This is a genomic window from Streptomyces achromogenes subsp. achromogenes, from assembly GCF_000720835.1.
GTDB classification, from domain to species: domain Bacteria; phylum Actinomycetota; class Actinomycetes; order Streptomycetales; family Streptomycetaceae; genus Streptomyces; species Streptomyces achromogenes.
The window spans coordinates 1-26,204 of sequence record NZ_JODT01000023.1; the positions used below are offsets into that span (position 1 = coordinate 1).

Here is a 26,204-nt window from a genome sequence, read left to right on the forward strand (position 1 = left end):
CGGTCGCGGCCAGCACGGCACCGTTCGCCGCCCGCTGGGAGACGACCAGCTGCCCCTTGACCGCTTCACGCACCCGGTCCCGGTCACGCGGATCGACGGACCACGCGGTGTAGTCCTTCAGGTGCGGGAACCTCGCCTTCTGCGCGTCGGTCAGGGCCGTCTTCTCCAGCCTGATCCAGCGCTCGTCGTCGCTGCTCAGGGTCCCGTCCCGGACGGTCAGGGAGCCGTCGCGGGAGTACAGCAGCTGGGTGGAGGCGGCGCCCGCCACGCCGTTCCAGGCGACGGTGTCCCGGTCGATCCAGACCGCCTTGGAGGTGGTGAGGTCGAGGGCGGCGGCGGTGCCGGCCGGCTGCGGCAGCAGGTGCTTCTCCTGGCCGTTCACCAGCCACACCTCGTGGCCGTCGGCCTTGAGGTCCAGGTCCCGGTCGGTCGGGAGTTCCTTCTCGTCGCCCTTGTGGATGATGTAGCCGAGGTGGGTGGCACCCTCGGTGAGGGGCACCTCGAAGACCGCGCCATAGGCATCAGTCTTCACCGGCTTCAGCGGCTGCGACCAGTCGGTGGGGTGCGCGGCGCCCGTCCAGACGTGCAGGCCCCAGCCGTCGTAGTCCCCGTCGGCGCGGTGGTAGTGCAGGACGGCCTTGGTGGTGTCCTGGGCGGGGTACTCCGGCCGCTCGGTGCGTACGTCGGCCTTGCCCTGCTCGATCCACACCTCGCCGGTGCGGGTGACGTCGATGGACCGGTCGGCGGACACGTCCTTGTTCCCGTCCTTGTCGACAACCAGGAAGCCGACGTTCGAGGCGCCCGGCTCGAGCTTGACGTAGGCGAAGGCGCCGTAGGCGTCCCGGCCGGTGAAGGGGTGGCCGGCCGGCCAGGTGGTGGCCTCGCCGTCGGCCAGGTCGCCCCAGGCGTACAGGCCCCAGTCGGCGTAGTCGCCGTCGGCGCGCTTGTAGTGGACGATCGCGTAGTCCCGGGAGGAGGCCCTGGGGACCTCGGGCGCGGGCGGGGTGCCGCTGGTGCTCGCGGCCGTGGCGCTCGCGGTGTGCCCGGCCGCGTCCACGACGACGGCCTTGTAGCGCAGGGGGGTCCCGGCGGGCACGTCGGCGCCGAGGGTCTGGGTGACCTTGTAGGGGGCGTGGTCGGCGGAGCCGAGCGTCTGCCACGGCCCGTCGCCCACCTGGGCGGCGAAGACGACCCGGGCGAGCTGTCCGCCGGTGACGTCCGCGCTCGGCTCCACGGTGCCGGTGGCGCCGGGGGCGGGGGCCGTCAGGGTGAGGGACGGTGCGGTGGCGGGGGCGGCGGGCTTCCCGGTCGCCTCGTAGACGACGGCGGACCCGGCCGGGACGGTGACGGTGAGCTTCCGGTCGCCGTCGGACCGCACCGAGCCGCCGGCGCCGTGGATCCCTCGGTACGTCATGTCCGCCGACCCGGTCGCGAAGGTCGCCGTCCGCTCCGACCCGGCGTTGTTGAAGGCGACGACGTACTCCTGGCCGGACGCGGCGTCGGTGCGGGTGAAGGCGTAGATCCCGGGGCCGTCGGCCGCGTACCGCTCGGTCTGCACGCCGTCCGTGAGGGCCGGATGGGCCTTGCGGAGCCGGGCCAGGTCCGCGATCTGCCGGTACAGCGGGGCGCTGGTGTCGTAGGCGGCGCTCGCGTGGGTGCGGTCGGTGCCGATCTCGTCGTCGTCCAGGTAGTCGGCGACCTTGGAGGCGAACATGGTCTGGCGGGCGTCCTTGTCGCCGCCGGAGCCGGTGAAGCCCTGCTCGTCGCCGTAGTAGACGACGGGGTTGCCCCGGCTGAGGAACATCAGCTCGTTGGCGAGCCGGTCCTTGGCGAGGATCTCGGCGTCGGTCGCGTTCGGGTTGTCCTGCTTCAGGAAGGTCCCGATGCGGCCCATGTCGTGGTTGCCGAGGAAGGTGACCTGTTCGTAGGCGTTGGCCTTGTCGGTCGTGTACTTGTAGTCGGCGCCGAAGACGGCCGCCAGCTTCCGGGCGCTGCCGCCCTGGGAGGCGTAGGCGCGGGCCGCGTCCTGGAAGGGGAAGTCGAGGGTGGCGTCGAGCCGGCCCCGGGTGACGTAGGGGGCGGTGACGGAGGGGTCGGCGGAGTAGACCTCGCCGAACATGAAGAAGTTCTTCCGGCCGCGCTCGGCCGCGTAGCGGTCCAGGGCGGTGGCCCACTGGGTCCAGAACTCCATGTTCACGTGCTTGACGGTGTCGATCCGGAAGCCGTCGACGGCGAAGTCCCGCACCCAGCGCTGGTAGATCCGCTCCATGCCGTGGACGACCTCGGGGCGCTCGGTCCACAGGTCGTCCAGGCCGGAGAAGTCGCCGTAGGTGGTGGACTCGCCGGCGTAGGTCGAGTCGCCCCGGTTGTGGTACATCGCCGGGTCGTTGAGCCAGGCCGGGACCTTGGTCTGGCCGGTCGTCCTGGGGGTGTACGGGAAGGAGCCGGTGCCGACGGGCGGGAACCGCTTCGTGCCGTCGGCGTAGTCGGCGTCGTCGAAGGGCCGGCCGTCCTTGGTCAGGTAGGGGAAGGCGCCCTTGGAGAGGTAGTCGTAGGACTTCTCGTCGTAGTCGACGACATCGGCGGTGTGGTTGGTGATGACGTCGAAGAAGACCTTCATGCCCTTGGCGTGGGCCTTGGAGATGAGGTCCTTCAGGTCCTGGTTGGTGCCGAAGTGGGGGTCGACCTGGGTGAAGTCGGTGATCCAGTACCCGTGGTAGCCGGCCGAGGCGTTCTCACCGGTGCCCTGCACGGGGCGGTTCTTGAAGATCGGAGCCAGCCAGATGGCCGTGGTGCCGAGGCCCTTGACGTAGTCCAGCTTCCCGGTCAGGCCCTTGAGGTCGCCGCCCTGGTAGAAGCCCTTGTCGGCGGGGTCGTAGCCGGTGCTGAGGCGGGAGCCGGTCAGGCCGCCGCGGTCGTTGGACGGGTCGCCGTTGGCGAAACGGTCCGGCAGGACGAAGTAGAACTGCTCGCGGGTGTCGTCGTGCCGGGCCGGTACGGCGGCGAGCACGGCGTCCGAGGGGGGCGCGGGCGGGCCGGCCGCGCGGGCGGCCAGGGGCGGGAGCAGGGTGGCGGCGAGGGCCGCGGCGGTGACGGCCGCCGCTCTCGCGCGGCGCCTGCGCGGCGCCTGCCGTCTTGGTATCACTGGGTCACTCCTCAGCAGTTCGGCTTGCCGGCGTAGAGCGCCAGGGCGGTGTCGGCGGCCAGGGTCGCGGTGAACCGGCCACCGGCGTCCACGGTCACCGGGGTGTTGCTCTGGACGTCGCAGTACGTCCCGGCGGGCAGGGAGGTCTGGTAGGTGCGCGTTATGCTCCCCGGCTCGTGGTTGACGGCCACGTACCCCTTGGTGCCCCGGCCGAAGGCGATCCGGTTGCCGCCGTTGTCCCACCAGTTCGTGACCGCCTGGCCGCGGGTCGCGTTGCGGAAGGCGACCATGGACTCGATCTGCGGCCAGGCGTGCTGGCACTTCCAGCCGTTCTGCCAGCAGGCGTCCACCTGGCCGCCGCTCGGCGGGCCGGCGTCGGCGTCCGACCACTCGTAGCCGGAGTTGACGTCGGGGGCGCCGTACGGCCAGGCCAGCATGAAGACGTTGGCCAGCGTGTAGCTCGCGCCGCTCTTGTAATTGAGCGTGCTGCCGTTGCGCTCGGTGTCGTGGTTGTCCACGAAGACGCCCGCGACCGAGCCGCTCAAGTAACCCCAGCCCTCGCCGTAGTTCTTCAGGTACGCCAGCTTCTCGGCGGTGAAGACCCGCTTGAGGTCGTAGGCGTAGCGGAACTCCTGGACGTCTCCGTTGCCGGTGTACTCGGCGGGCTGGACGGCCTCGCCCGCGCCGTAGACGACCTCCTGCTTCCAGTAGACCGACGGATTGGTCAGACGGCTCTTGACGTCCGCCAGGTCCGCGGCCGGTATGTGCTTGGCCGCGTCGATCCGGAAGCCGTCCACGCCCAGGCTCAGCAGGTCGTTCAGATAGCCGGCGATCGTCTTGCGGACGTACTCCTCGCCGGTGTCCAGGTCGGCCAGGCCGACGAGTTCGCAGTGCTGGACGTTCCAGCGGTCGGAGTAATGGGAGATCTGGGCGGTGCAGTCGTCGAAGTCGTAGGACGAGTACAGGCCCGGGTAGGCGTACTTGGTGTACGACGAGCCGCCCGTGCCGGTGCCCGAGCCGGCCGACATGTGGTTGACGACGGCGTCGGCGACGACCTTCACCCCGGCCGCGTGGCAGGTGTCCACCATGTTCTTGAACGCGGTGCGGTCGCCGAGCCGGCCGGCGATCCGGTACGACACCGGCTGGTACGACGTCCACCACTGGGCGCCCTGGATGTGCTCGGCGGGCGGGGAGACCTGGACGTGTCCGTAGCCGGCGGGTCCGAGGGCGGTGGTGCATTCCCTGGCCACGGAGGCGTAGTTCCACTCGAAGAGGACGGCGGTGACGTCCTTGGTGCCGGGCGGCGCGGCCTCGGCGGTGGTCGGGGTCATGCCGATCAAGGCGGCGGCGGTGAGGGCGACCGCCGTGGGGAGTGCGCTGCGTGCCATGTGGGGTCCTTCGACGGTGAAGGCAGTGGGGTCCGCTGAAGCGGTTTGCTGAAACTTTGCAGCAGGCTTGCGGTGACGCAGAGGGTAACGGCCCGCCGCCCGAAAGGCAGCGGGCCGTCAGGAAGGTGATGCGGGACGTTCCCGGACGGGGCGTCAGGGTGCCCCGCCGGTGCGGGGGTCAGCGCTCCGCGGTCCACCAGACGGTGGTGTCGGCGGGCACCTTCGCCTCGCCGTCCGCCTCGGTGACCTCGCCGCTGGTGAGCAGGACCCGGCCGTAGGACGGGATCGTCACGGACTCGCCGGTGGTGTTGGCCACGCACACGAAGTCGCCCCGGCGGAAGGCCAGGACGCCCTCCGGCGCGCGCAGCCACTCCACCGACTCGCCCGCGCCCAGGTCCGGCCGCTCCCGGCGGACCCGCAGCGCCGCCCGGTACAGCTCCAGCGTGGAGCCGGGGACACCGGTCTGCGCCTCCACGCTCAGCTCGGCCCAGACCGGCGGCTGGGGCAGCCAGCTGCCGCCGTCACCGAAGCCGTAGGAGGAGCCCGTACGGGTCCACGGGATCGGCACCCGGCAGCCGTCACGGAAGCCGTCCTGGCCCGCGCCCCGGAAGTACGCCGGGTCCTGGCGCACCTCGTCGGGCAGGTCCACCACGTCCGGGAGGCCCAGTTCCTCGCCCTGGTAGACGTAGGCCGAGCCGGGCAGGGCGAGCATCAGCAGGGTGGCGGCGCGGGCGCGGCGCAGGCCCAGCTCGCGGTCGCCGGCCGTGCGGATCTGGGTGCCGAGGCCGGGCGGGTTGGCGAAGCGGGTGGCATGCCGGGTGACGTCGTGGTTGGACAGCACCCAGGTGGCGGGGGCGCCGACGGGGCGCATCGCGTCCAGGGTGCGGTCGATGACCGTCCGCAGTTCCTTCGCGTCCCAGGCCGTCCCCAGGTACTGGAAGTTGAACGCCTGGTGGAGTTCGTCGGGGCGGACGTAGTTCGCGGTGCGCTCTACGGTCGGGGTCCACGCCTCGGCGACGAAGATGCGGTCTGGGGGTCCCCCCTGCACGGAGTGCTTGGGGGCGTACTCGTCGAGGATGCGGCGCCACTGGCGGTAGATGGCGTGCACGCCGTCCTGGTCGAAGAACGGCATGACGTCGTTGCCCAGCAGCTTGACCTGGTCGTGGGCGCCGAGGTCGGGCAGGCCCTCCGCCTTGACCAGGCCGTGGGCGACGTCGATGCGGAAGCCGTCCACGCCCATGTCCAGCCAGAAGCGCAGGATCGAGCGGAACTCGTCGCCGACGGCCGGGTGGTCCCAGTTGAAGTCGGGCTGCTCGGGGGCGAACAGGTGCAGGTACCACTCGCCGGGGGTGCCGTCCGGCTCGGTCACCCGGGTCCAGGCCGGGCCGCCGAAGATGGACTCCCAGTCGTTGGGCGGCAGTTCGCCGTTCTCCCCCTTGCCGGGGCGGAAGTGGTAGCGCTCGCGCAGCGGGGATCCGGGGCCCTCGGCGAGGGCGCGCTTGAACCACTCGTGCCGGTCGGAGGAGTGGTTGGGGACCAGGTCCACGATGATGCGCAGGCCCAGCGCGTGGGCGTCGCGGATCAGCGCGTCGGCGTCCAGCAGGGAGCCGAACATCGGGTCGACGGCACGGTAGTCGGCGACGTCGTAGCCGGCGTCGGCCTGCGGGGAGGCGTAGAAGGGGCTGAGCCACACCGCGTCCACGCCGAGATCGCGCAGATACGGCAGGCGGGAGCGTACGCCCTCCAGGTCGCCCATGCCGTCGCCGTTGCTGTCGGCGAAACTGCGCGGATAGACCTGGTAGATGACCGCGTCCCGCCACCAGTCGCGGCGGTCGGCGACGGAGACGGTGGCGAAGTGGCGGGCCGGTGCGGCGGAGTGCTGCTGGCTCATGGCGTCCTTGATACGTAACTGGGTCATGACGGTCGGTCTTCGGGTGGCCGGGTGCGAGGCGGGCCGCGGTGGCAGCGGGGTCGGATGGGCCACCGCGGCCCGCCTGGCCTGGTGGGGCGTCAGCCCTTGGTGCCGCCGGCGGTGAGGCCGGTGACCAGGTTCTTCTGCACGAGGTAGAAGAACACCGTCACCGGTATCGCGATCAGCACCGCGGTGGCGGCCATGTAGTTCCACTGGGCGTCGTGCTCACTGACGAAGGTCTGCAGGCCGACGGCGAAGGTGTACTTGGAGTCGTCCAGCAGGAAGGTCGTCGCGAAGGCGACCTCGCCGACGGCGGTGATGAAGGTGTAGAACGCGGCGACGGCCAGGCCCGGGCGGGCCAGCGGCAGGATCAGCCGGAAGAAGGTGCCGAAGGGGGTGAGCCCGTCCACCCGCCCGGCCTCGTCGATCTCGAACGGGATGGTGTCGAAGTACCCCTTGAGCAGCCAGGCGCTGTACGGCACGGCGGTGGAGCAGTTGATGGCGATCAGCGCCCAGTAGGTGTCGATGAGGCCGAGCTCGCTGAAGATCTCGTACATCGGCACGATCAGGATGGCGATCGGGAAGGCCTGGGTGAGCAGCAGGACCCACATCAGCGGCTTGTAGCCGGGAAAGCGCATCCGGGAGACGGCGTAGCCGGTGGTGGCGGCGACGAGGACACCGACCACGGTGGTGCCGAGGGCCACGATCAGCGTCGACTTGAACCAGTCGAGGAAGCCGGTGTGCTGGAGCACGAAGCCGTAGTTGGAGAAGGTCAGCTTGCCCGCGATGCCGCCCGGGTGGAGGTAGTCGTCCTTGTCCGGGCCGAGGGACAGGTAGCACAGCCAGGCCACCGGGGCGAGCGCGATCAGGCTCGCCAGGACGAGGCCGCCGTGCAGCAGGGCGGTGCCGAGCGGTCCGCGCTCGCCGCGCCGGCGGGTGCGGCGGGCGGGTACGGCGGCGGGGGCCGGCGCGGTCTTCGTGGTGTCCAGGGTCGTGGTGCTCATGGCGGCGGCTCCTGCGGCGTCAGACGGCGAGCTGGTCATTGCGCTTCAGCCAGCGGAAGTAGAAGGAGGTGAAGACGGTGAGGATCGACAGCAGCAGCACGCCGTAGGCGGCGGACTGGGCGAAGTCGCGCGGCTGCTGGCCGAAGCCCAGCTGGTAGGCCCAGGTGACGAGGATCTGGGCGTCCGGGGCGGAGTTCTTGCCGAACAGCAGGAAGATGATCACGAACTGGTTGAAGGTCCAGATGACGCCGAGCAGGACCACGGTGGAGCTGACCGCGCGCAGCCCGGGCAGGGTGACGTGGCGGAAGCGCTGCCAGGCGCTCGCGCCGTCCATCTCGGCGGCCTCGTAGAGCGTGGAGTCGATGGACTGCAGCCCGCCGAGCAGCGAGAGCATCATGAACGGCACACCGCACCAGGTGTTCACCATGATCGCGGCGAACCGCTGCCAGAAGGTGTCCTCCAGCCACGCCGGCTGGGGCAGGTGGAGGGCGCCGAGGAGCTGGTTGAGCGCGCCGGAGTCGGCGAGCATGATCCGCCAGGAGAAGACGGTGACGAAGGTCGGCACCGCCCAGGGCAGGACGAGCAGCAGCCGGTAGACGGTGCGGCCGCGCAGCTTCTGGTGCAGCATGAGGGCGAGGCCGAGCCCGAGGGTGTAGTGCAGGGCGACGCAGGCGGCCGTCCAGAACACGGTCCACAGGAAGTGCGACCAGAACCGGTCGTAGGCCGTCGGGCCGAACAGGATGTCCTGGTAGTTGTCCAGGCCGATGAACTCGTAGGTGGCGTCGATGTGGTTGACGCCGATCGTCCGCGCCGAGTTGAGGCTGTTGGCGTCGGTCAGGGTGAGGTAGAAGCCCCGCGCCAGCGGATAGCCGACGAGGACGCCGAGCACGATGACCACCGGGGCGATCATCGCGTAGGCGTACCAGTACTTCTGGAAGCCGTTCTTGACGCGCTGCCCCAGCCCGGGACGAGGCGCGCGGTCACCGCGGCGCTTGCCGGTGGCGCGGTCGATGGCGACTGTCATGGTTCGACACCTTCAAAGGATCAGGAGGACGGGCTGGGTGCGGGGCGGTGGCCGCCGGCCTCCTCCCCCGCGTGCGGCGGGGGCGGCCGGCGGCCACCCGGGCTCACTTGCCGAAGCCGTCCACCAGCTTGGAGATGGCCAGCTCGGCGTTGTCCAGGCCCTTGTCCAGCGACTCCTTGCCGCCGGCGACCTTGGCCAGCTCGGTGTCGAGCGGGACCCACAGGGAGCTGTACTCGGGCAGGGCCGGGCGGGGCTGGGCGGCGGCCAGGACACCCTGGTAGCCGGCGATGCCCGGGTCGGCCTTGACCTTCGCGGTGTAGGCGTCGGAGCGGGTGGGCAGGGTGGAGTTCTTCACGGCGACGGTCTCCTGCGCCTGGGCGGAGGTCATGAAGTTCACGAACTTCAGGGCCGCCTCCTGGTGGGCCTTGTCCGAGCCGGCGTAGACCGACAGGTTGTGGCCGCCGGTCGGGGCGCCCGCCTTGCCGGTGGAGCCGGCCGGGACGGTGGCGATGCCCAGGTTCTTCTTGTCCTTGAAGGCGCTGCCCTTGTAGAAGTTCGTGATCTCCCAGGGGCCCTGGATGATCGCGGCGACCTTGCCGTTGACGAACGCGTCCTGGATGTGGGCGTAGGCGTCGGCGGTGGCGTCGGCCTTGTGCAGGCCCTTGCCGGAGAACAGGCTCTGCCAGGTGCCGTAGCCCTTCTGCGCGGCCGGCGAGTTCACGGTGATCTTCTTGGCGGCGGCGTCGACGGTGTCGGTGCCCTCGCCGTAGAGGAAGGGCTGGGCGTAGTAGGCCTGGGCGGAGCCCCAGTAGCCGTCGGCCCCCGTCTTGTCCTTGATCTTCGCGGCGGCGGCCTTCAGCTCGTCCCAGGTCCCCGGGGCCTCGGTGATGCCGGCCTTCTCGAACAGGGCCTTGTTGTAGACCAGCGCGAGGGTGTCGGTGACCAGCGGCACACCGTAGGTCTTGCCCTCGTACTGGGCCTGCTTGATCAGGCTCGGCTGGAACTTGGCCTGGTCGGCGAGGGCCTCGGTGCCGTCCAGCGGCAGGAAGAAGCCCTTCTTGGCGAAGGCCGGGGTCCAGCCGACCTCGGAGCGCAGCACGTCCGGGGCACCGGTGGCGCCGGCCGCGGTGTCGAACTTGTTCTGCGCCTGGTCGAAGGGCACGTTGACGTACTTGACCTTGATGTCCTTGTGCGCGGCCTCGAACTGCTCCACCAGGGCCCGGTACGTCGGGGCCTCGTTGGTGGCGTTGGAGGTGTCCCACCAGGTGATCGTGACCGGGCCGTCCGACTTCCCGCTGTCGCCGTCGCTCCCGCCGCACGCCGTCGCCGTCAGGGCGAGGGACGCCACCAGCGCGGAGGCCGCTATGCCACGCCGCATGAGTTCTCCTTGAGGGTTGAAGCCCGAGTGGTACAGGGGGCGGTGCCGTCCGCCCCTTGCGACTTGCCGACTGCGCCGTTGCCGCGGCCGGGCGACAGGGAACGTAACAGCGATGTAAGCGCCGCGAAAGACCTTGCAGAAAAAAAGTGCAAGGGAACACGATGGTTACCCGGTCGTAACCGTTCGGCGGCCGATGGACACTTGTGCAAGACTCTGCAAGCTCTTGCCACCATGATTCGAGGGAGCCGCGATGAGGCAGCAACCCACTGCGGGGCCTCCGGCCGTCCGCGCCCGGCGTCCGGCCGGTGTGCAAGGGCGGGGCCGACCGGTACAGTCCAGTGGCGTGACCACACGGCTTGCCGACATCGCTGCGCAGGCGGGGGTGAGCGAAGCGACCGTCAGCCGGGTCCTCAACGGAAAACCGGGCGTCGCCGCCACCACCCGCCAGTCCGTGCTCGCCGCCCTGGACGTCCTGGGCTACGAGCGACCGGTACGGCTGCGGCAGCGCAGCGAGGGCCTGGTCGGGCTGATCACGCCCGAGCTGGAGAACCCTATATTCCCGGCCCTGGCGCAGGTCATCGGTCAGGCGCTGACCCGCCAGGGCTACACCCCGGTGCTCGCCACGCAGACCCCCGGCGGGTCGACCGAGGACGAGCTGACCGAGATGCTGGTGGACCGCGGGGTCGCCGGGATCATCTACGTCTCCGGGCTGCACGCCGACACCACCGCCGACATGCAGCGCTATGAGCGGCTACGGGCGCAGGGCGTGCCGTTCGTGCTGGTGGACGGCTTCTCGCCGCGGGTGCAGGCGCCGTTCATCTCCCCCGACGACCGGGCGGCGATGACGCTCGCGGTGACGCACCTGGTGTCCCTCGGGCACACCCGGATCGGGCTCGCCCTCGGGCCCAAGCGGTTCGTGCCGGTGCAGCGCAAGATCGAGGGCTTCGTGCGGGCCGTACAGGACCAGCTGGGGCTTCCCGCGCAGACCGTGGAGAGCGAGCTGATCCAGCACTCGCTGTACACACTGGAGGGCGGCCAGGCCGCGGCGGCGGCGCTCATCGAGCGGGGCTGTACGGCGGTGGTGTGCGCCAGCGACATGATGGCGCTGGGCGCGATACGCACGGCCCGGCAGCGGGGGCTGGAGGTGCCCCGGGACGTGTCGGTGGTCGGCTTCGACGACTCCCCGCTGATCGCCTTCACCGACCCGCCGCTGACCACGGTCCGCAAGCCGGTCCCGGCGATGGGGCAGGCGGCGGTGCGCACGCTGCTGGAGGAGATCGGCGGCACCCCGGCGCCGCACAGCGAGTTCGTGTTCATGCCGGAGCTGGTGGTGCGCGGCTCGACCGCCTCGGCTCCGCACGGTTCGCGCGCGACGTAGGGCCGCGGGACCCGTGCGCGCCCTGGCCGCACGGTTCGCGCGCCCGGGTCGCGGGGCCCGCGTCCGGCCCAGAAGGTGCGCGGCGGAGCCGGGCTTGGGATGATCGGCCGGGGAAACAACCTTTTCTGGCAGACTCTGTGACCATGAGTGACTCGACCGTGACAGAGCCGGACGGTCGCGAGGAGGTGGCCGCTCCGCGGGCCGTCACGGGCGAGAACAGGCCGGGTCGGCCGCGGCGGCCGCGCCCGCGCCGGCCCCGGCTGTGGTTCGAGATCCTTCTGGTCGCGGTGAGTTACTGGACGTACTCGCTGGTACGCAACGCCGTTCCGGAGCAGCGGGCCGCCGCGCTGCGCAACGCGGACTGGATCTGGCGGTTCGAGCACGCGATCGGCGTCGGCGTGGAGCAGACGGTCAACCACGCCGCCAACTCGGTGTCTTGGCTCATCATCGGGATGAACTACTACTACGCGACACTGCACTTCGTCATCACGCTCGGGGTGCTGGTGTGGCTGTACCGGTGGCATCCCGGCCGGTACGCGGCGACCCGGCTGGTGCTGTTCGCGACCACCGGTGTGGCCCTGCTCGGTTACTACCTGTTCCCGCTCGCACCCCCTCGGTTGATGCGCGGCGGGCACTTCGTGGACACCGTGATGGTGCACCACACCTGGGGTTCGATGGCCTCCGGCGACCTCAAGCACATGTCCAACCAGTACGCGGCGATGCCCTCGATGCACATCGGCTGGTCGCTGTGGTGCGGGCTGACGGTGTACGCGCTGGCGTCGGTGCCGTGGGCGCGGGTGCTGGGGCTGCTGTATCCGGCGGTCACGCTCGTGGTGATCGTCGCCACGGCCAACCACTTCTGGCTGGACGCGGTGGGCGGGGTGCTCTGCCTCGCCTTCGGCTTCGCGGCGGCCCGCGTCTGCTACGGCAGCCCGCCGTACGCGCTGCCCCGGCTGGTCCCCCGGCCCGCGGGGCGGGCGTGGGGGTCGGCGCCGTCCTTGTAGCCCGGGGGCCGCGGTCTGTCGGCGGGTGGGGGCTGTGGTCTGCCGGCCCGTGGGGGCGGCGGTCTGCCGTCAGTCCCCGTAGAACAGCTCGTCCACGACCGTGCGGGCCCGGCGGGCGGTGCGGCGGTAGGCGTCCAGCATGTCTCCGGCGTGGCCGGCGCCGTAGCCGAGGTAGCGGCCCACCGCCGCCAGCTCGCGCGGCTCGGTGGGGAAGGTGTCCCCGGCCCGGCCGCGCACCAGCATCACCGCGTTGCGCACCCGGCTCGCCAGCACCCACGCCTCGTCCAGGATCTCCGCGTCCTCGGCGGACAGCAGCCCGGCCGCGCGGGCGGCGGCCAGCGCCTCGCGGGTGCGGGTGGTGCGCAGGCCCGGCTCGTGGTGGGCGTGGCGGAGCTGGAGCAGCTGGACCGTCCACTCCACGTCGGACAGGCCGCCGGGGCCCAGCTTGGTGTGCAGCTTGGGGTCGGCGCCGCGCGGCAGCCGCTCGGACTCCATCCGCGCCTTGAGCCGGCGGATCTCGCGCACCGCGTCCTCGGTGAGGCCCTTGGCCGGGTAGCGCAGCGGGTCGATCAGCTCGACGAAGCGCCGGCCCAGATCGGGGTCGCCGGCCACCGGCTCGGCCCGCAGCAGCGCCTGTGACTCCCAGACCAGGGACCAGCGGCGGTAGTACGCCTCGTACGACTTCAGGGTGCGCACCAGCGGCCCCGACTTGCCCTCCGGGCGCAGGTCGGCGTCGATGAGCAGCGGCGGGTCGGCGCTGGGCAGCTGGAGCAGCCGGCGCATCTCGGCGACGACCCGGTTGGCGGCGGCCGACGCCTCCTGCTCGGCCACGCCCTCCCTCGGCTCGTGCACGAACAATACGTCGGCGTCGGAGCCGTAGCCCAGCTCGTGCCCGCCGAAGCGGCCCATGCCGATGACCGCGAACCGGGTGGGCAGGGTGTCGCCCCAGCCCTCCCGGACGACCGCGCGCAGGGTGCCGGCCAGGGTGGCCTTGGTGAGGTCGGAGACGGCCGCGCCGACCCGGTCCACCAGGGCGCCCTGGTCCGCCTCGGCGGGGCTGGTCTCGGTGCCGTAGGAGCCGACGATGTCGGCGGCGGCGGTGCGGAACAGCTCGCGGCGGCGGACGCCACGGGCCGCCGTGACGCCCTGTGCGGCGTTCTCGGCGCGGCCCACGGCCGCCAGGATCTCCTGCTCCAGCGCGGCGTGCTGCCGGGGGGCGAGGCCGCCGCCGTCGCCGTCGCCGAGCAGGGCCACCGCCTCCGGGGCGCGCATCAGCAGGTCGGGGGCGAGGCGGCCCGCCGACAGCACACGGGCCAGGTTCTCCGCCGCGGCGCCCTCGTCGCGCAGCAGCCGCAGGTACCAGGGGGTCTTGCCGAGCGCGTCGGAGACCTTGCGGAAGTTCAGCAGGCCGGCGTCCGGGTCGGCGGAGTCGGCGAACCAGCCGAGCAGCACGGGCAGCAGGGTGCGCTGGATGGCCGCCTTGCGGGTCACGCCGGAGGCCAGGGCCTCCAGGTGGCGCAGGGCGGCGGCCGGGTCGGCGTAGCCGAGGGCGATGAGGCGTTCCCGGGCCGCCTCCGCGCTCAACCTCGCTTCACCCGGCGCGAGTTGGGCGACCGCGTCGAGCAGCGGGCGGTAGAACAGCTTCTCGTGCAGGCGGCGTACGACCGTGCTGTGCCGCTTCCACTCGCGGGTCAGCCCGGCCACCGGGTCGGTGCGCAGGCCCAGCGAGCGGCCGAGGCGGCGCAGGTCGGCCTCCGCCTCCGGGACGAGGTGGGTGCGGCGCAGGCGGTACAGCTGGATGCGGTGCTCCATGGAGCGCAGGAAGCGGTACGCCTCGTCCAGCCGGGCCGCGTCCTCACGGCCCACGTAGCCGCCCGCGGCCAGGGCCCGCAGGGCGTCCAGGGTGGTGCCGCTGCGCAGGGCGGGGTCGGTGCGGCCGTGCACCAGCTGGAGGAGCTGCACGGCGAACTCCACGTCGCGCAGGCCGCCCGGGCCGAGCTTGAGCTCCCGGTCGATCTCGGCGGCGGGGATGTTCTCCACGACGCGGCGGCGCATCTTCTGCACGTCCGCCACGAAGTTGTCCCGTTCGGCCGCCTGCCAGACGAGGGGGTGCAGCGCGTCCAGGTACGCCTGGCCGAGCGCCGGGTCGCCGGCCACCGGGCGGGCCTTGAGGAGGGCCTGGAACTCCCAGGTCTTGGCCCAGCGTTGGTAGTAGGCGACGTGGCTGCTGAGGGTGCGCACGAGGGGGCCGTTGCGGCCCTCGGGGCGGAGGTTGGCGTCCACCGGCCAGATGGAGCCCTCCACGGTCGTCTCCGAGCAGATCCGCATCAGGTGGGAGGCGAGTTTCGTGGCGGACCTCAGTGCCTGGGGTTCCGGGGTGCCCTCCGCCGGTTCCGCCACGAAGATCACGTCGACGTCGGAGACGTAGTTCAGTTCGTGGCCGCCGCACTTGCCCATCGCGATCACCGCGAGGCGGCAGGCGGCGGCGTCCTCGGGGGCGGCGTCCTCTGCGAGGGCCAGGGCCGTGCGGAGGGCGGCGGTGGCCAGGTCGGCGAGTTCGCCTGCGGTCTCGGCGACGTCCGTGGTGCCGCAGACGTCGCGGGCGGCGATGGAGAGCAGGCAGCGGCGGTAGGCGACGCGGAGGGAGACCGGGTCGGTGGCCTCGGCCAGGCCGCGTTCGAACTCCGTGACGCCCGGGTGGAGGTCGTGCGGTTCGTACGTGACCAGGGCGTGCCAGTCGGTGGGGTGGCGGGTGAGGTGGTCGGCGAGGGCGGTGGAGGCGCCGAGGATGCCGAGGAGGCGGTCGCGGAGGGGTTTGGCCGCGATGAGGGTGTCCAGCAGTTCGCGGTGGGCGGTGGGGGTGGGCTGGGCCTCCAGGAGGCGGACCAGGCCGTGCAGGGCGAGGTCGGGGTCGGCGGTGGCGCCGAGGGCTTCGAGGAGGACGGGGTCGTCGCGGACGGTGGTCAGTTCGGGGCCGTCCAGGAGGCGTTCGGCTGCGGAGGGGTCGGTGAAGCCGTGTCGGAGCAGACGGGTGAAGGTGCTGCTTCTGCGCCCCGGCGTCATGTCCGTGGTCTCCTCGTGGTGTGTGCGGCGTCCTGGCCAGAGCGTAACCGGCGGGGGGTGGGGGGCTTCGGCCGTGGGCCGGGGGGTGGCGGTGATTCGTTGTCTGCGGGTGCGTGGCCTTCATGCCTGCGGCGGCCTGTGCGGGTGCGTCGTGGTTGCGGTCGCGCCCACTGCCGTGTGTGCGTCGGGGCCGCGGCGGGCAGTGTCCGTCCTCGGGCCGGCGCCCTGTTTCTCGTGCGTTGCCGGGCTTTTCGCCGGCCGCTGCGGGCGGACACAACCCGCCACGTCCCCTTCCCGCCGTGTGCGGCCTCGGGTTCGTGGCCCCTACCCGTCATCGGCCCACCGCCGGGCGCGGGCTCGGGTCGCTTCCGCTACGGCTCCGTCCGTGTCTCTTCCGGCGCTGTCCTCTGGTGGGGGATTCCGCTCCTGGTCAGTAGTTCTCGCATCGTTGCGGCTGCCTTCGGGGAGGCGTCTCCGCAGCAGTTGTTGAAGAGGAGGTGGATTTCGGTGGCGGTCGTCGCCGCGGTGTGGATGCGGGGGAGCCACTCCTCGAGTTCCTGTTCGGTATAGGTGTGGCGGAAGCGGTCTTCCTTGGTGCCGGTGCGCCAGTGGGGGCTGCGGCCGTGGAAGCGGACGATGGTGAGGCCGGTGGTGACGGGGACGGGGTACCGGGGGTCGGGGGTGTCCGTGGCCACCGCCGTGGCGTTGAGGTCCTTGAGGAAGGCGTTCGTACGGGGGGCGTGGGCCGGGTGCCACCAGGCGGGGTCGCGGAACTCGACGGCGAACGGCCAGTCGTGGGCGCGTTCGCGGGCGGTGCGGATGAAGGTCTCGGCCTCGGGGCCGGGGTGGAGGGAGGCCGGGTACTGGAAGAGGAGCGTGCCCAGGCGGCCGGAGTGCAGCAGGGGGGCGACTGCTTGTGCGTAGCGGGTCCAGACTTCCGTGCGCAGGGCCTCGTTCCTGGGGTGGCTGCGCAGGTCCGGGGGGAGGGCCGCGGGGCGGGTGGGGTGGCCGGTGAGGAGGGAGAACGCCTTGACGTCGAAGCGGAAGCCGGGGGGTGTGCGCTCCGCCCAGTGGGTGGTGGTGCGGGGGGACGGCAGGGCGTAGTACGGGGAGTCCGCCTCCACCACGGGGAAGCGGGTGGCGTAGTGGCGCAGGCGTTTTTCGGGGGTGCCGGTGCCCGGTGGGTACCAGCCGCTCTTGAGCAGGCTCGGGTCGGTCCAGCCGCAGGTGCCGATGAGGATGTCCGCCATGGGAGCGGGGGTACCCGGCGTTCATCCGGTCTTCACCCGCGGGGTTGGCCCGCGTGGGGCGCGGGAATGTTGGCGTGTGCATGCTCTGTCCGCACCGCCAGCCGTCCATCCATCACCGGAGGTTGATGTGTCCGGCAGTTCCGTGTACCGCCGTGCCCGGGCCCTCGTGGCCGGCGCGGCGGCCCTCGCCGCCGCCTCGTTCGGCCTGTGGACCGGCCTGGGCCAGGGGTCCGCGCACGCCGCGGGCGCCGTGCCCCGCCCGGACCACGTCGTGGTCGTGGTCTTCGAGAACCACGCGTACAGCCAGGTCATCGGGTCGTCCAGCGCGCCGTACATCAACTCGCTGAAGGCGGGAGGTGCCAACCTCACCCAGTCGTACGCCGAGACCCACCCGAGCCAGCCCAACTACTTCGCGATGTTCTCCGGCTCCACGCAGGGGATCACCGACGACAGCTGCTACACCCCGGGCTTCTCCTCGGCGCCCAACCTGGCGTCCGAGATGATCGCCGCCGGGCGCAGCTGGGCCAGCTACAACGAGACCCTGCCGAGCCAGGGCTCCACGACGTGCGGCAGCGGTGACTACGCGCGCAAGCACAACCCGTGGTTCGGGTTCGGCAATGTGCCGACGTCCAGCGCCAAGACCTTCGCGCAGTTCCCCACCGACTACTCGACCCTGCCCCAGCTGTCGTTCGTGGTGCCGAACCTGTGCAGCGACATGCACGACTGTTCGGTGTCCACCGGTGACACCTGGCTGAAGAACAAGCTGGGCGCCTACGCCACCTGGGCCAAGACCCACAACAGCCTGCTCGTCGTCACCTTCGACGAGGACAACCGGCTGAGCGGGAACCGGATCCCGACCGTGTTCTACGGACAGCCCGTCCTCGCCGGGTCCTCGTCGAGCACCACCTACAACCACTACGACCTGCTGCGCACCCTGGAGGACACCCAGGGTCTGACCACGCACGCGGGCAACGCGGCCGCCGCCGAGGACATCACCGGGATCTGGGCGTCCTGACGTGTACGTAGCGGACAGTCGTGCCAGTACGTCCGCTCATGACGCCGTCCGGCCCCCGGCCGGGCGGCGCCGTGCGGCGGTCGCGCCGACCGTGCTCGCGCTGGGGACGGTGAGCCTGGTCACCGACGTCTCCTCGGAGATGGTGACGGCGGTGCTGCCGCTGTACCTGGTGAGCGGTCTGGGTCTGTCGCCGTTGGGGTTCGGGCTCCTGGACGGCGTCTACAACGGGTTCTCCGCGCTCGTCCGGCTGGTCGGCGGGCACTTCGCCGACCGGGGCGGCGGGCGGCACAAGTGGATCGCCGGGCTGGGCTACGGCATCTCCGCCGTGTGCAAGCCGCTGCTGCTGGTGGCGCACTCGCTGACCCCGATCGGGATCGTGCTCGCCGCCGACCGGACCGGCAAGGGGCTGCGGACCGCGCCCCGGGACGCGCTGATCTCGCTGTCCAGCACGCCCGAGACGCGCGGCCGGGCCTTCGGTGTGCACCGGGCGATGGACACCGCCGGGGCGCTGCTCGGGCCGCTGGTGGCGTTCTGGATCCTGCGCGCCACCGTGGACGGCTACGACGCGGTGTTCACCGTCAGCTTCTGTGTCGCCGCGGCCGGTGTGCTGGTGCTGGTGCTGTTCGTGCCCGGCGGGCGGGGTGCGCGGGCAGTGGGGCCCCGGCCCACGCTGCGGGCCGCCTTCGCCCTGCTGCGCCGCCGCGAGCTGCGCCGGATCACCGGGTGCGCGCTGCTGCTGGGCCTGGCCACGGTCAGCGACTCCTTCGTGTACCTGCTGCTCCAGCGGCGGCTCGGGGTGCCCGACCGCTGGTTCGCGCTGCTGCCGCTCGGCACGGCCGCCGCGTTCCTGCTGCTGGCGGTGCCGCTCGGCCGGCTCGCGGACCGGGTGGGCCGCTGGACGGTCTTCCTCGCCGGGCACGGCGCCCTGCTCGCCGGGTACGGGCTGCTGCTCGGCTCCTGGCGCGGCACCGCGCTGCCCTGGCTGGTGCTCGCCCTGCACGGCTGCTTCTACGCGGCCACCGACGGGGTGCTGATGGCCGCCGCCTCCGACAGCGTGCCTCAGGCGCTGCGCTCCTCGGGGCTGGCCGTCGTACAGACCGGGCAGGCGCTGACCCGGTTCGTCTGCTCGCTGCTGTTCGGCGCGGCCTGGACGGTGTGGGGCGACCGGGCGGCGCTGGCCGGGGCGGCGGTGGCGCTGGTGGGCTGCGCGGCGTTCGCGCTGGCGCTGCGTCCGAAGGGGGTGGTGGGCGCGTGAGCGTACGCAATCGGGTCCTGGTTCTCGTCTCGGCCCTCGCCGTGCTCGCGGGGGTCGGGCTGGCCGCCGTCCTGCACGCGTCCGCGCGGGCGGAGCGCCGCGACCACACGCAGGCGGGCGGGCCGCGCGTCACGTCCGGCGCGGTGTCGCTGCGCGGGTCCGGGCGGCTGGTGTTCCGGAATTTGGCGTGGGGGCCGCACCGGGACGAGCTGACCAGCGTCCCCGCGGACGACCCGGACGGGCCGCGCACCGCCGCCGGGCTGAAGTGCCTCAGGTTCTACGCCGCCGCGGGCACCGGAGTGTGTCTGCAAGCCGTGCACGGGCCGGTGTCGGACACCTACCGCGCGCTGGTCCTGGACGCCTCCCTGCGCACCCGGGCCCGCTACGACGTGCCGGGCATCCCCTCCCGCGCCCGGGTCTCCCCCACCGGGCACTTCGCCGCCTGGACGGCGTTCGTGGGCGGCGACTCGTACGCGGGGACGAACTTCTCCACCCGGACGGCGGTCGTGGACACCCGCAGCGGCACGCTGATCCCGTCGCTGGAGGCGTTCCGGATCGTCAAGGACGGGCGGGCCTACCGGGCGGCGGACGTCAACTTCTGGGGGGTGACGTTCGCGGACGACGACCGCACGTTCTACGCCACGCTGGCGACGAAGGGCCGCACCTACCTGGTCCGCGGCGACCTGCGCGCGCGTACGGTCACCACCCTGCACGCCAACGTGGAGTGCCCGTCGCTGTCGCCGGACGGCACCCGGGTCGCGTACAAGAAGCGGGTCGCGGGGCTGCCGAAGGACGCGCCCTGGCGGCTGTACGTCCTCGATCTGCGGACGATGCGGGAGACCGCGCTCGCCGAGCCGCGCAGCGTGGACGACCAGGCGGTGTGGCGGGACGCGCGCACGCTCGTGTACACGCTCCCCGGGGACTACGGCGCCGACCTGTACCAGGTGCCGGCGGACGGGTCGGGCCGGGCCCGGGAGATCAGCCCGGCCGCGGTGTCACCGGCGTACCTCGGTTAGCCGCCCGCTTGCGGCTACGCGGTGGTGGGACCGGCGCTGTCCGGGTGACCTGCCGTCGCCGTCACCCGGCCGTCCGGCGGGCCGCGCCGGAGACTTTCCGCGGTGGCGGCCGGGCGGCCGCCGGGAGAGGGCAGGGCACCGGATGAGTGAGAGCAGGATCCTGGTGGCGGTGCCGGAGCACCCGCGTGCGGAGGGTGCCGGCGCCGAGCAGTTGCGCAAGATCCGGGAGGCGGTGGAGGCGGACGGCTTCGGGGTGCGCTGGGCCGTCACCGCCGAGGACGCCGACGCGGTACTGCGCACCGAGGCGGGCCTGGCGGCGGCCCTCGTGGCGTGGGACCTGCCCGGGGGCGCCCGGGCCGGCGACGGTCCCGGGGCGGCGCTCGCCGGGCCGGCCGGCACCCTCGAGGAGAGCCCGGGCGGGGCCGCCGTACTGCGCCGGATCGGGCGGCGCTACCGGGATCTGCCGGTGTTCCTGGTCATGGCCGAGGAGGGCGTGCGGGAACTGCCGCTGTGGGTGTCGGAGACGGTCGTCGGGTACGTCTGGCCGCTGGAGGACACCCCCGGCTTCATCGCGGGCCGCATCACCAGCGCCGCCCGCCACTACCGGGAGGACGTGCTGCCGCCGTTCTTCCGGGCGCTGCGCCACTTCCACGACGCGCACGAGTACTCCTGGCACACCCCGGCCCACTCCGGCGGTGTCGCCTTCCTGAAGTCGCCCGCCGGGCGCGCCTTCCACGACTACTTCGGCGAGCGGCTGCTGCGCTCCGACCTGTCGATCTCGGTGGAGGAGCTGGGCTCGCTGTTCGAGCACACCGGTCCCATCGGCGAGGCCGAGCGCAACGCGGCCCGGGTCTTCGGCTCGGAGCTGACCTACTTCGTGCTGCACGGCGACTCCACCTGCAACCGCCTGGTGGGCCACTTCAGCGTCACCCGGGACGAGCTGGCGCTGGTGGACCGCAACTGCCACAAGTCGGTGCTGCAGGGCCTGGTGGTCTCCGGCGCCCGGCCGGTCTACCTCATCCCGACCCGCAACGGCTACGGCCTGGCCGGCCCGCTGCCCCCGGCCGAGCTGGCGGCGGAGTCGATCGCGGCCCGGATCGCCGCGCACCCGCTCGCCGAGGGCGCGTCCTCGCGCGAGCCCCAGTACGCGGTGTTCACCAACTCCACGTACGACGGCCTGAGTTACGACGCCGTACCGGTCGCGAAGGCACTCGCGGCCAGCACTCCCCGGGTGCACTTCGACGAGGCGTGGTTCGCCTACGCCCGCTTCCACCCGCTGTACGCGGGCCGGTACGGCATGTCCGTGGACGAGGCGGCCTTCCCCGGCCCTCGGCGGCCGACGGTGTTCGCCACCCAGTCCACGCACAAGCTGCTGGCCGCGCTGTCGCAGTCGGCGATGGTGCACGTGCGGCCGGCGCCCCGGGCCCCGGTGGAGCACGACCGGTTCAACGAGGCCCTGATGATGCACGGGACCACCTCCCCGCTGTACCCGATGATCGCCTCGCTGGACGTGGCGACGGCGATGATGGACGGGCCGCAGGGCGAGTGGCTGGTGGACGAGGCGGTCACCGAGGCCGTCCGGTTCCGGCAGGAGATGGTGCGGCTGGGGCGGCGGGTGGCGAGCGCCGGGGACCGGCCGCCGTGGTTCTTCGGCGTCTGGCAGCCGGAGGAGGTCACCGATCCGGCGACGGACGAGCGGCTGGCCTTCGACGAGGCCCCGCCGGAGCTGCTGGGCCGGGAGCAGTCCTGCTGGCTGCTGGAGCCGGGCGCGGCCTGGCACGGCTTCCCCGGGCTGACCGAGGGCCACTGCATGCTGGACCCGGTCAAGGTCACGCTGACCTGCCCGGGGATCACGGCGACCGGTGAGATGGCCGAGGAGGGCATCCCGGCGCGGGTGCTGACGGCGTACCTGGCGACCCGGAGCATCGTGGTCGAGAAGACCGACAGCTACACCACGCTGATCCTGTTCTCGATGGGCATCACGAAGGGCAAGTGGGGCACGCTGCTGGACGCCCTGATGGACTTCAAGGCCCTCTACGACGGCGACGCCCCGCTGGACCGGGTCCTGCCCGAGGCGGTCGCCGCGCACCCGCGCCGGTACTCCGGGATGACCCTGCGGCAGCTGTGCCAGGAGATGCACGACCAGCTGCGCTCGGCCCGCCTGGTGGAGCTGCTGGACACCGCGTTCCAGGAGCTGCCGGAGCCGGTTCACCCGCCGCAGTACTGCTACCAGCGGCTGGTGCGCGGCGGCACGGAACGCGTCCGCATCGCCGACGCGGCGCACCGGGTGGCGGCGGCGATGGTCACGGTCACCCCGCCCGGCATCCCGGTCCTCATGCCCGGCGAGTCCACCGGCACCCCCGACGGCCCCCTCCTGCGCTACCTCACCGCCCTGGAGGCCTTCGACCGCCGCTTCCCGGGCTTCCGCAGCGAGACCCACGGGGTGACGATCGACGAGGACACGGGGGATTACGAGATCGAGTGCCTCAGACAGGACTGACGCGTGCGAAGGGCCGGCGGTCCGCACGACCGCCGGCCCCCGGGCGTTCCGGTGGCGCTCAGCCGAGGACCCCCGTCCAGCGGAGAGCGCGCACGATCCCCATCACGACGAGCACGGTCAGGAACACGGCCTCGCCCGCGTGCCGGCGCGAGCAGAACAGGCGCGGTGTCCGCCGCGGGCTCTCCGGCAGCGGGCCGCCGCACTTCAGGCACGTACGCCGCCCGGCGTGCCGCGCCCGCTCTTCCCCACCCATGGGGAGTGACCCTAGCGGGCCCGGCCTGCGCCTACAGCACCGGCAGGTTCTTCCGCAGTTCGAAGGCCGTGACCTCGCTGCGGTACTCCTCCCACTCCTGGCGCTTGTTGCGCAGGAAGAAGTCGAAGACGTGCTCGCCGAGGGTCTCGGCGACCAGGTCGCTGCCCTCCATGAGGGTCAGGGCCTCGCCGAGGTTCTGCGGGAGGGGTTCGATGCCCATCGCGCGGCGCTCGGCGTTGGACAGGGCCCAGACGTCGTCCTCGGCGCCCGGCGGGAGCTCGTAGCCCTCCTCGATGCCCTTCAGGCCGGCGGCGAGCAGGACGGCGTAGGACAGGTACGGGTTCGCGCCGGAGTCCAGGGAACGGACCTCCACGCGCGCCGAGCCGGTCTTGCCCGGCTTGTACATCGGGACGCGGACCAGGGCGCTGCGGTTGTTGTGGCCCCAGCAGATGTACGACGGGGCCTCGCCGCCGGCGCCCGCCGTGCGCTCGGAGCCGCCCCAGATGCGCTTGTAGGAGTTCACCCACTGGTTGGTGACCGCGGAGATCTCGGCGGCGTGCCGGAGCAGGCCCGCGATGAAGGAGCGGCCGACCTTGGAGAGCTGGTACTCGGCGCCGGACTCGTAGAACGCGTTGCGGTCGCCCTCGAAGAGCGACAGGTGGGTGTGCATGCCGGAGCCGGGGTGCTCGGAGAACGGCTTCGGCATGAACGTCGCGTGGACCCCCTGCTCCAGCGCCACCTGCTTCATGACCAGGCGGAAGGTCATGATGTTGTCGGCCGTGGACAGCGCGTCGGCGTAGCGCAGGTCGATCTCCTGCTGGCCGGGCGCGCCCTCGTGGTGGGAGAACTCCACCGAGATGCCCATCGACTCGAGCATGGTGATCGCCTGGCGGCGGAAGTCCATGCCGACGTTGGTCGGGGTGTGGTCGAAGTAGCCCGAGTTGTCGGCCGGGGTGGGGCGGGAGCCGTCCAGCGGGCGGTCCTTCAGCAGGAAGAACTCGATCTCGGGGTGGGTGTAGAAGGTGAAGCCCAGGTCGGAGGTGCGGGCGAGGGCCCGCTTGAGGACGTAGCGCGGGTCGGCGAAGGACGGGGAGCCGTCCGGCATGAGGATGTCGCAGAACATGCGGGCCGTACCGGGGGTCTCCGCGCGCCACGGCAGGACCTGGAAGGTGGCCGGGTCCGGCTTGGCGATCATGTCGGACTCGTAGACCCGGGCGAAGCCCTCGATCGCGGAGCCGTCGAAGCCGATGCCCTCGTCGAAGGCCTGTTCCAGTTCGGCGGGAGCCACGGCGACGGACTTGAGGAAGCCCAGCACGTCCGTGAACCACAGGCGTACGAACCGGATGTCGCGCTCCTCCAAGGTCCGGAGCACGAACTCCTGCTGCTTGTCCATCTTCCGCTTCCCCATCCTTGCTGGTCAGGCCGCCTGTCCCCGTACTGCGGGAGGCGGTCGGGCACCTGAGCATCCCACCACAACAGCATTTCACGCGCGTTGCGGAGCGTGATCGCCCGAGCGTCCTCGCGCCGAAGGCCTGCTGTACGGCACGTGTACTGCGCTCTCGCCCATCTTGCCTGCTCGCACCGACATCCGTAATGGGCGGCCGGGCCCGGGCCCGGCCGGCGGGGTGCGCGGCGCTCTCAGCCCTGGGAGGCGGCCTCGATCACCGTGTCCAGCAGGGCGCGGGAGCGCTGGAGGTCCCGGATCATGCGGTCGATCCGGGCGCGTTCCACCGTCAGTTCGCTGACCAGGCACTCGTCGGCGGTCCGGGAGGGCCTGCCGTCGCTGTCGCGCATGCACGGCAGCAGCTTGGCGATCTTCGAGCTGCACAGTCCCGCCGCGTACAGCTCCTGGATGCGCCGCACCCGGGCCACGGCGGCCTCGGTGTACTCGCGGTGGCCGCCCGGGGTGCGGCGGGCCGACAGCAGGCCCTCCTGCTCGTAGTAACGCAGTGAGCGCTCGCTCACTCCGGTACAGCGGGCCAGTTCCCCGATGCGCATGATGCAGATCACAACTTTCCGGCTTGAATCTGACACTGACGTCAACTTTTACGGTGTTCCCATGACGTATGGGACCACCTCCTGCCCCACCGACAGCCCCACGGCCGTACGGCGCCGGCTCACCACGTCCGGCCGGGCCGCGCGCGGCCGGTAGCGAGCGGCACGGCGGCCCGGGGCGGCAGGACGGCCGGCCTCCGGGTGCCGGCGGCGGCCCCTTCCGGACAGCGGCTCCGGCGCGCGAGGCCACGCCTCCCGGCGCCCCGCGCCGCACCGGCCGCCCCCGATGTCCCACGGTGCGGGCCCGGCCGGCACCACGCCGGCCCGCGGCCTCGGCGCGGCCGTCCGGCCGTCCGGCCGCCCGCGTGCCGCCTCGCTCGTCACCAGTACGCCTGAACCTCTGCACGATCCGCACCACAAGGAGAAAGCCTGGTGAACACCGAGCCCGAACTCACCGTCCACGCATCCGGCCTCGCGATACCGCTGACCGCCGACGACGCCCGACTGCTCGGGGAAGATGCCGAGTTACTCGCCGCCCTGTTGGGCCGGGCACTGCACGGCATCGCGCTGTTGCGCGCGGGGCGCGCGTCCGTGGAAGACCTCACGGAAGCCATCGAACGCACCACCGAACTGATGGAACGGCTGAACGGCATCCGGCGCGCCGAGGTACGCGAGTTCGCCGCCCAGAAGGGCACGCACGGCGCCCTGGCCAGGGCGATGCACCTCACGAGCCGTGCGACGGCTCAGTCCCGCCGCAGAGCGCTGCTGCGGGAGCTGCCGGACGTGATGGAGGAATGGGCCGTCGGCGAGCACGACTGACGGCGACACCGACAGGACCGAAGGCAGGACCGAAGGCAGGACCGAAGGGGGGCGGGGTCGCCGCCCGGGTTCTTCAGGAGGTTCGCCGCCCGGGTCTGCGGGGCGGATCGTCGGCCTGGTCCTCAGGGCACTCCGAGAGGCCTACGGGGCCTTGGTGCCGTCACATGGCACAGGCCCGCCCCGACGGGGTCCCGCGCGCCGGAACATGGCGCGGGTGAGCCCCGCCGGCCCCGACCGCGGACGTCCCACCGCCCTGGCCGCGGACGCCCCGCCGCCCGCCACGGGAACGGCCCTAGCCGGACCGTTGTCATGGACAGCGATCCGGCTGACGGGGGGGAGGTGGCGGCTCGCTTGTCAGCGCTCCGCGACCTGGGCTTCCTGCGCCCTGGCGGCGGTCCCCTGGGCGACCAGCGGGGTCTCGACGGGGTCCTGGGCCTTCTCCGGCCTGTCGGCGAGCTTGAGCCAGACCACGCCGACGATGATCAGGCCGAGCCACAGGGCCTGGACCCCGTTGAGGGACTCGTCGAAGAAGACGGGGCCCAGCAGAGCCGCACCGGCCGCCCCGATCCCCGCCCAGACGGCGTAGCCGATGCTGACGTCGATGGTGCGCAGCGCGACGCTCAGGGCCCACAGGGTCAGCAGGAAGAACACGACGGCGACCAGCGACCAGGTCAGCCGGGTGAAACCGTGGCTGCCGCCGACGGACAGCGCGTAGCCGATTTCGAACACTCCGGCGAGCAGGAGCGTGAGCCAGGAGTTGGCCGAGGTGCGGCCGGTGTCGGACATGTGGGTGGGTCCTCTCGTG

19 protein-coding genes are annotated in these 26,204 nt (G+C 72.2%); 7 read left to right on the plus strand and 12 right to left on the minus strand.

The features are described from left to right. From IH25_RS0123445 to IH25_RS0123470, 6 genes are all read right to left on the minus strand, one after another. A partial coding sequence (locus tag IH25_RS0123445) for an alpha-amylase family glycosyl hydrolase (RefSeq protein WP_037655479.1) occupies window positions 1–3,145 on the minus strand: 3,145 nt, incomplete at its 3' end. Between the two features lie 11 nt (window positions 3,146–3,156). Beyond that, the gene (locus IH25_RS0123450; protein ID WP_030613921.1) at window positions 3,157–4,533 is read right to left on the minus strand and encodes an alpha-amylase; all 1,377 of its coding nucleotides are present in this window, start codon (window positions 4,531–4,533) and stop codon (window positions 3,157–3,159) included. A gap of 178 nt (window positions 4,534–4,711) precedes the next feature. Beyond that, a complete protein-coding gene (locus tag IH25_RS0123455; protein WP_030613924.1) occupies window positions 4,712–6,424 on the minus strand; it encodes a glycoside hydrolase family 13 protein in 1,713 nt (570 codons plus the stop codon). A 119-nt stretch (window positions 6,425–6,543) separates the two neighbouring features. Continuing rightward, window positions 6,544–7,449: a sugar ABC transporter permease gene (locus IH25_RS0123460; protein ID WP_030613927.1), complete on the minus strand. Its 906-nt coding sequence runs from the start codon at window positions 7,447–7,449 to the stop codon at window positions 6,544–6,546. Between the two features lie 19 nt (window positions 7,450–7,468). Next, a complete protein-coding gene (locus IH25_RS0123465) occupies window positions 7,469–8,473 on the minus strand; it encodes a carbohydrate ABC transporter permease (protein WP_030613928.1) in 1,005 nt (334 codons plus the stop codon). 103 nt (window positions 8,474–8,576) lie between these two features. Then, on the minus strand, window positions 8,577–9,851 hold the full coding sequence (locus tag IH25_RS0123470; protein WP_030613930.1) for an extracellular solute-binding protein: 1,275 nt from the start codon (window positions 9,849–9,851) through the stop codon (window positions 8,577–8,579). Window positions 9,852–10,194: 343 nt separating this feature from the next. Between IH25_RS0123470 and IH25_RS0123475 the strand changes: the two genes are divergently transcribed. Then, window positions 10,195–11,229 carry a LacI family DNA-binding transcriptional regulator gene (locus IH25_RS0123475; protein ID WP_030613933.1) on the plus strand — a complete coding sequence of 345 codons (1,035 nt, stop codon included), beginning with the start codon at window positions 10,195–10,197 and terminating at the stop codon, window positions 11,227–11,229. A gap of 143 nt (window positions 11,230–11,372) precedes the next feature. Continuing rightward, window positions 11,373–12,233: a phosphatase PAP2 family protein gene (locus IH25_RS0123480; RefSeq protein WP_209445358.1), complete on the plus strand. Its 861-nt coding sequence runs from the start codon at window positions 11,373–11,375 to the stop codon at window positions 12,231–12,233. 69 nt (window positions 12,234–12,302) lie between these two features. On the opposite strand, the gene IH25_RS0123485 is transcribed toward IH25_RS0123480, so the two are convergent. Together IH25_RS0123485 and IH25_RS0123490 are read right to left on the minus strand one after the other, a co-directional pair. Beyond that, window positions 12,303–15,296, minus strand: coding sequence for a bifunctional [glutamine synthetase] adenylyltransferase/[glutamine synthetase]-adenylyl-L-tyrosine phosphorylase (locus IH25_RS0123485; protein WP_030613937.1), 2,994 nt, complete (start codon window positions 15,294–15,296; stop codon window positions 12,303–12,305). Window positions 15,297–15,667: 371 nt separating this feature from the next. After that, on the minus strand, window positions 15,668–16,546 hold the full coding sequence (locus IH25_RS0123490; protein WP_030613939.1) for a DUF72 domain-containing protein: 879 nt from the start codon (window positions 16,544–16,546) through the stop codon (window positions 15,668–15,670). Window positions 16,547–16,673: 127 nt separating this feature from the next. Between IH25_RS0123490 and IH25_RS0123495 the strand changes: the two genes are divergently transcribed. From IH25_RS0123495 to IH25_RS0123510, 4 genes are all read left to right on the plus strand, one after another. Then, on the plus strand, window positions 16,674–17,561 hold the full coding sequence (locus IH25_RS0123495) for an alkaline phosphatase family protein (protein ID WP_030613942.1): 888 nt from the start codon (window positions 16,674–16,676) through the stop codon (window positions 17,559–17,561). A gap of 1 nt (window position 17,562) precedes the next feature. Further along, a complete protein-coding gene (locus IH25_RS0123500) occupies window positions 17,563–18,816 on the plus strand; it encodes an MFS transporter (RefSeq protein WP_030613945.1) in 1,254 nt (417 codons plus the stop codon). Beyond that, a complete protein-coding gene (locus IH25_RS0123505) occupies window positions 18,813–19,832 on the plus strand; it encodes a TolB family protein (protein WP_030613948.1) in 1,020 nt (339 codons plus the stop codon). The genes IH25_RS0123500 and IH25_RS0123505 overlap by 4 nt, the downstream gene beginning before the upstream one ends. A gap of 142 nt (window positions 19,833–19,974) precedes the next feature. Continuing rightward, a complete protein-coding gene (locus tag IH25_RS0123510; RefSeq protein WP_030613950.1) occupies window positions 19,975–22,332 on the plus strand; it encodes an Orn/Lys/Arg family decarboxylase in 2,358 nt (785 codons plus the stop codon). A gap of 58 nt (window positions 22,333–22,390) precedes the next feature. On the opposite strand, the gene IH25_RS40775 is transcribed toward IH25_RS0123510, so the two are convergent. The 3 genes from IH25_RS40775 to IH25_RS0123525 form a co-directional block, all read right to left on the minus strand. Beyond that, on the minus strand, window positions 22,391–22,585 hold the full coding sequence (locus tag IH25_RS40775) for a hypothetical protein (RefSeq protein WP_030613952.1): 195 nt from the start codon (window positions 22,583–22,585) through the stop codon (window positions 22,391–22,393). Between the two features lie 31 nt (window positions 22,586–22,616). Then, a complete protein-coding gene (glnA, locus tag IH25_RS0123520) occupies window positions 22,617–23,978 on the minus strand; it encodes a type I glutamate--ammonia ligase (RefSeq protein ID WP_030613954.1) in 1,362 nt (453 codons plus the stop codon). 245 nt (window positions 23,979–24,223) lie between these two features. Beyond that, window positions 24,224–24,583 carry a MerR family transcriptional regulator gene (locus IH25_RS0123525; protein ID WP_030613956.1) on the minus strand — a complete coding sequence of 120 codons (360 nt, stop codon included), beginning with the start codon at window positions 24,581–24,583 and terminating at the stop codon, window positions 24,224–24,226. Between the two features lie 429 nt (window positions 24,584–25,012). On the opposite strand from IH25_RS0123525, the gene IH25_RS0123530 reads away from it, so the two are divergent. Next, on the plus strand, window positions 25,013–25,399 hold the full coding sequence (locus tag IH25_RS0123530) for a hypothetical protein (RefSeq protein ID WP_030613959.1): 387 nt from the start codon (window positions 25,013–25,015) through the stop codon (window positions 25,397–25,399). 354 nt (window positions 25,400–25,753) lie between these two features. Here the strand turns inward: IH25_RS0123530 and IH25_RS0123535 are convergent, their stop codons facing one another. Next, entirely contained in the window at window positions 25,754–26,185 is a 432-nt protein-coding gene (locus tag IH25_RS0123535) for a DMT family transporter (RefSeq protein WP_030613962.1), read from the minus strand. Window positions 26,186–26,204: the final 19 nt, after the last annotated feature.

Bases quoted from the DNA above. Each gene is read 5' to 3' on its own strand.
- IH25_RS0123450 (WP_030613921.1), bottom strand. From the start codon at position 4,533: ATGGCACGCAGCGCACTCCCCACGGCGGTCGCCCTCACCGCCGCCGCC.
- IH25_RS0123455 (WP_030613924.1), bottom strand. From the start codon at position 6,424: ATGAGCCAGCAGCACTCCGCCGCACCGGCCCGCCACTTCGCCACCGTC.
- IH25_RS0123460 (WP_030613927.1), bottom strand. From the start codon at position 7,449: ATGAGCACCACGACCCTGGACACCACGAAGACCGCGCCGGCCCCCGCC.
- IH25_RS0123465 (WP_030613928.1), bottom strand. From the start codon at position 8,473: ATGACAGTCGCCATCGACCGCGCCACCGGCAAGCGCCGCGGTGACCGC.
- IH25_RS0123470 (WP_030613930.1), bottom strand. From the start codon at position 9,851: ATGCGGCGTGGCATAGCGGCCTCCGCGCTGGTGGCGTCCCTCGCCCTG.
- IH25_RS0123480 (WP_209445358.1), top strand. From the start codon at position 11,373: ATGAGTGACTCGACCGTGACAGAGCCGGACGGTCGCGAGGAGGTGGCC.
- IH25_RS0123485 (WP_030613937.1), bottom strand. From the start codon at position 15,296: ATGACGCCGGGGCGCAGAAGCAGCACCTTCACCCGTCTGCTCCGACAC.
- IH25_RS0123490 (WP_030613939.1), bottom strand. From the start codon at position 16,546: ATGGCGGACATCCTCATCGGCACCTGCGGCTGGACCGACCCGAGCCTG.
- IH25_RS0123510 (WP_030613950.1), top strand. From the start codon at position 19,975: ATGAGTGAGAGCAGGATCCTGGTGGCGGTGCCGGAGCACCCGCGTGCG.
- IH25_RS40775 (WP_030613952.1), bottom strand. From the start codon at position 22,585: ATGGGTGGGGAAGAGCGGGCGCGGCACGCCGGGCGGCGTACGTGCCTG.
- glnA (WP_030613954.1), bottom strand. From the start codon at position 23,978: ATGGACAAGCAGCAGGAGTTCGTGCTCCGGACCTTGGAGGAGCGCGAC.
- IH25_RS0123525 (WP_030613956.1), bottom strand. From the start codon at position 24,583: ATGCGCATCGGGGAACTGGCCCGCTGTACCGGAGTGAGCGAGCGCTCA.
- IH25_RS0123535 (WP_030613962.1), bottom strand. From the start codon at position 26,185: ATGTCCGACACCGGCCGCACCTCGGCCAACTCCTGGCTCACGCTCCTG.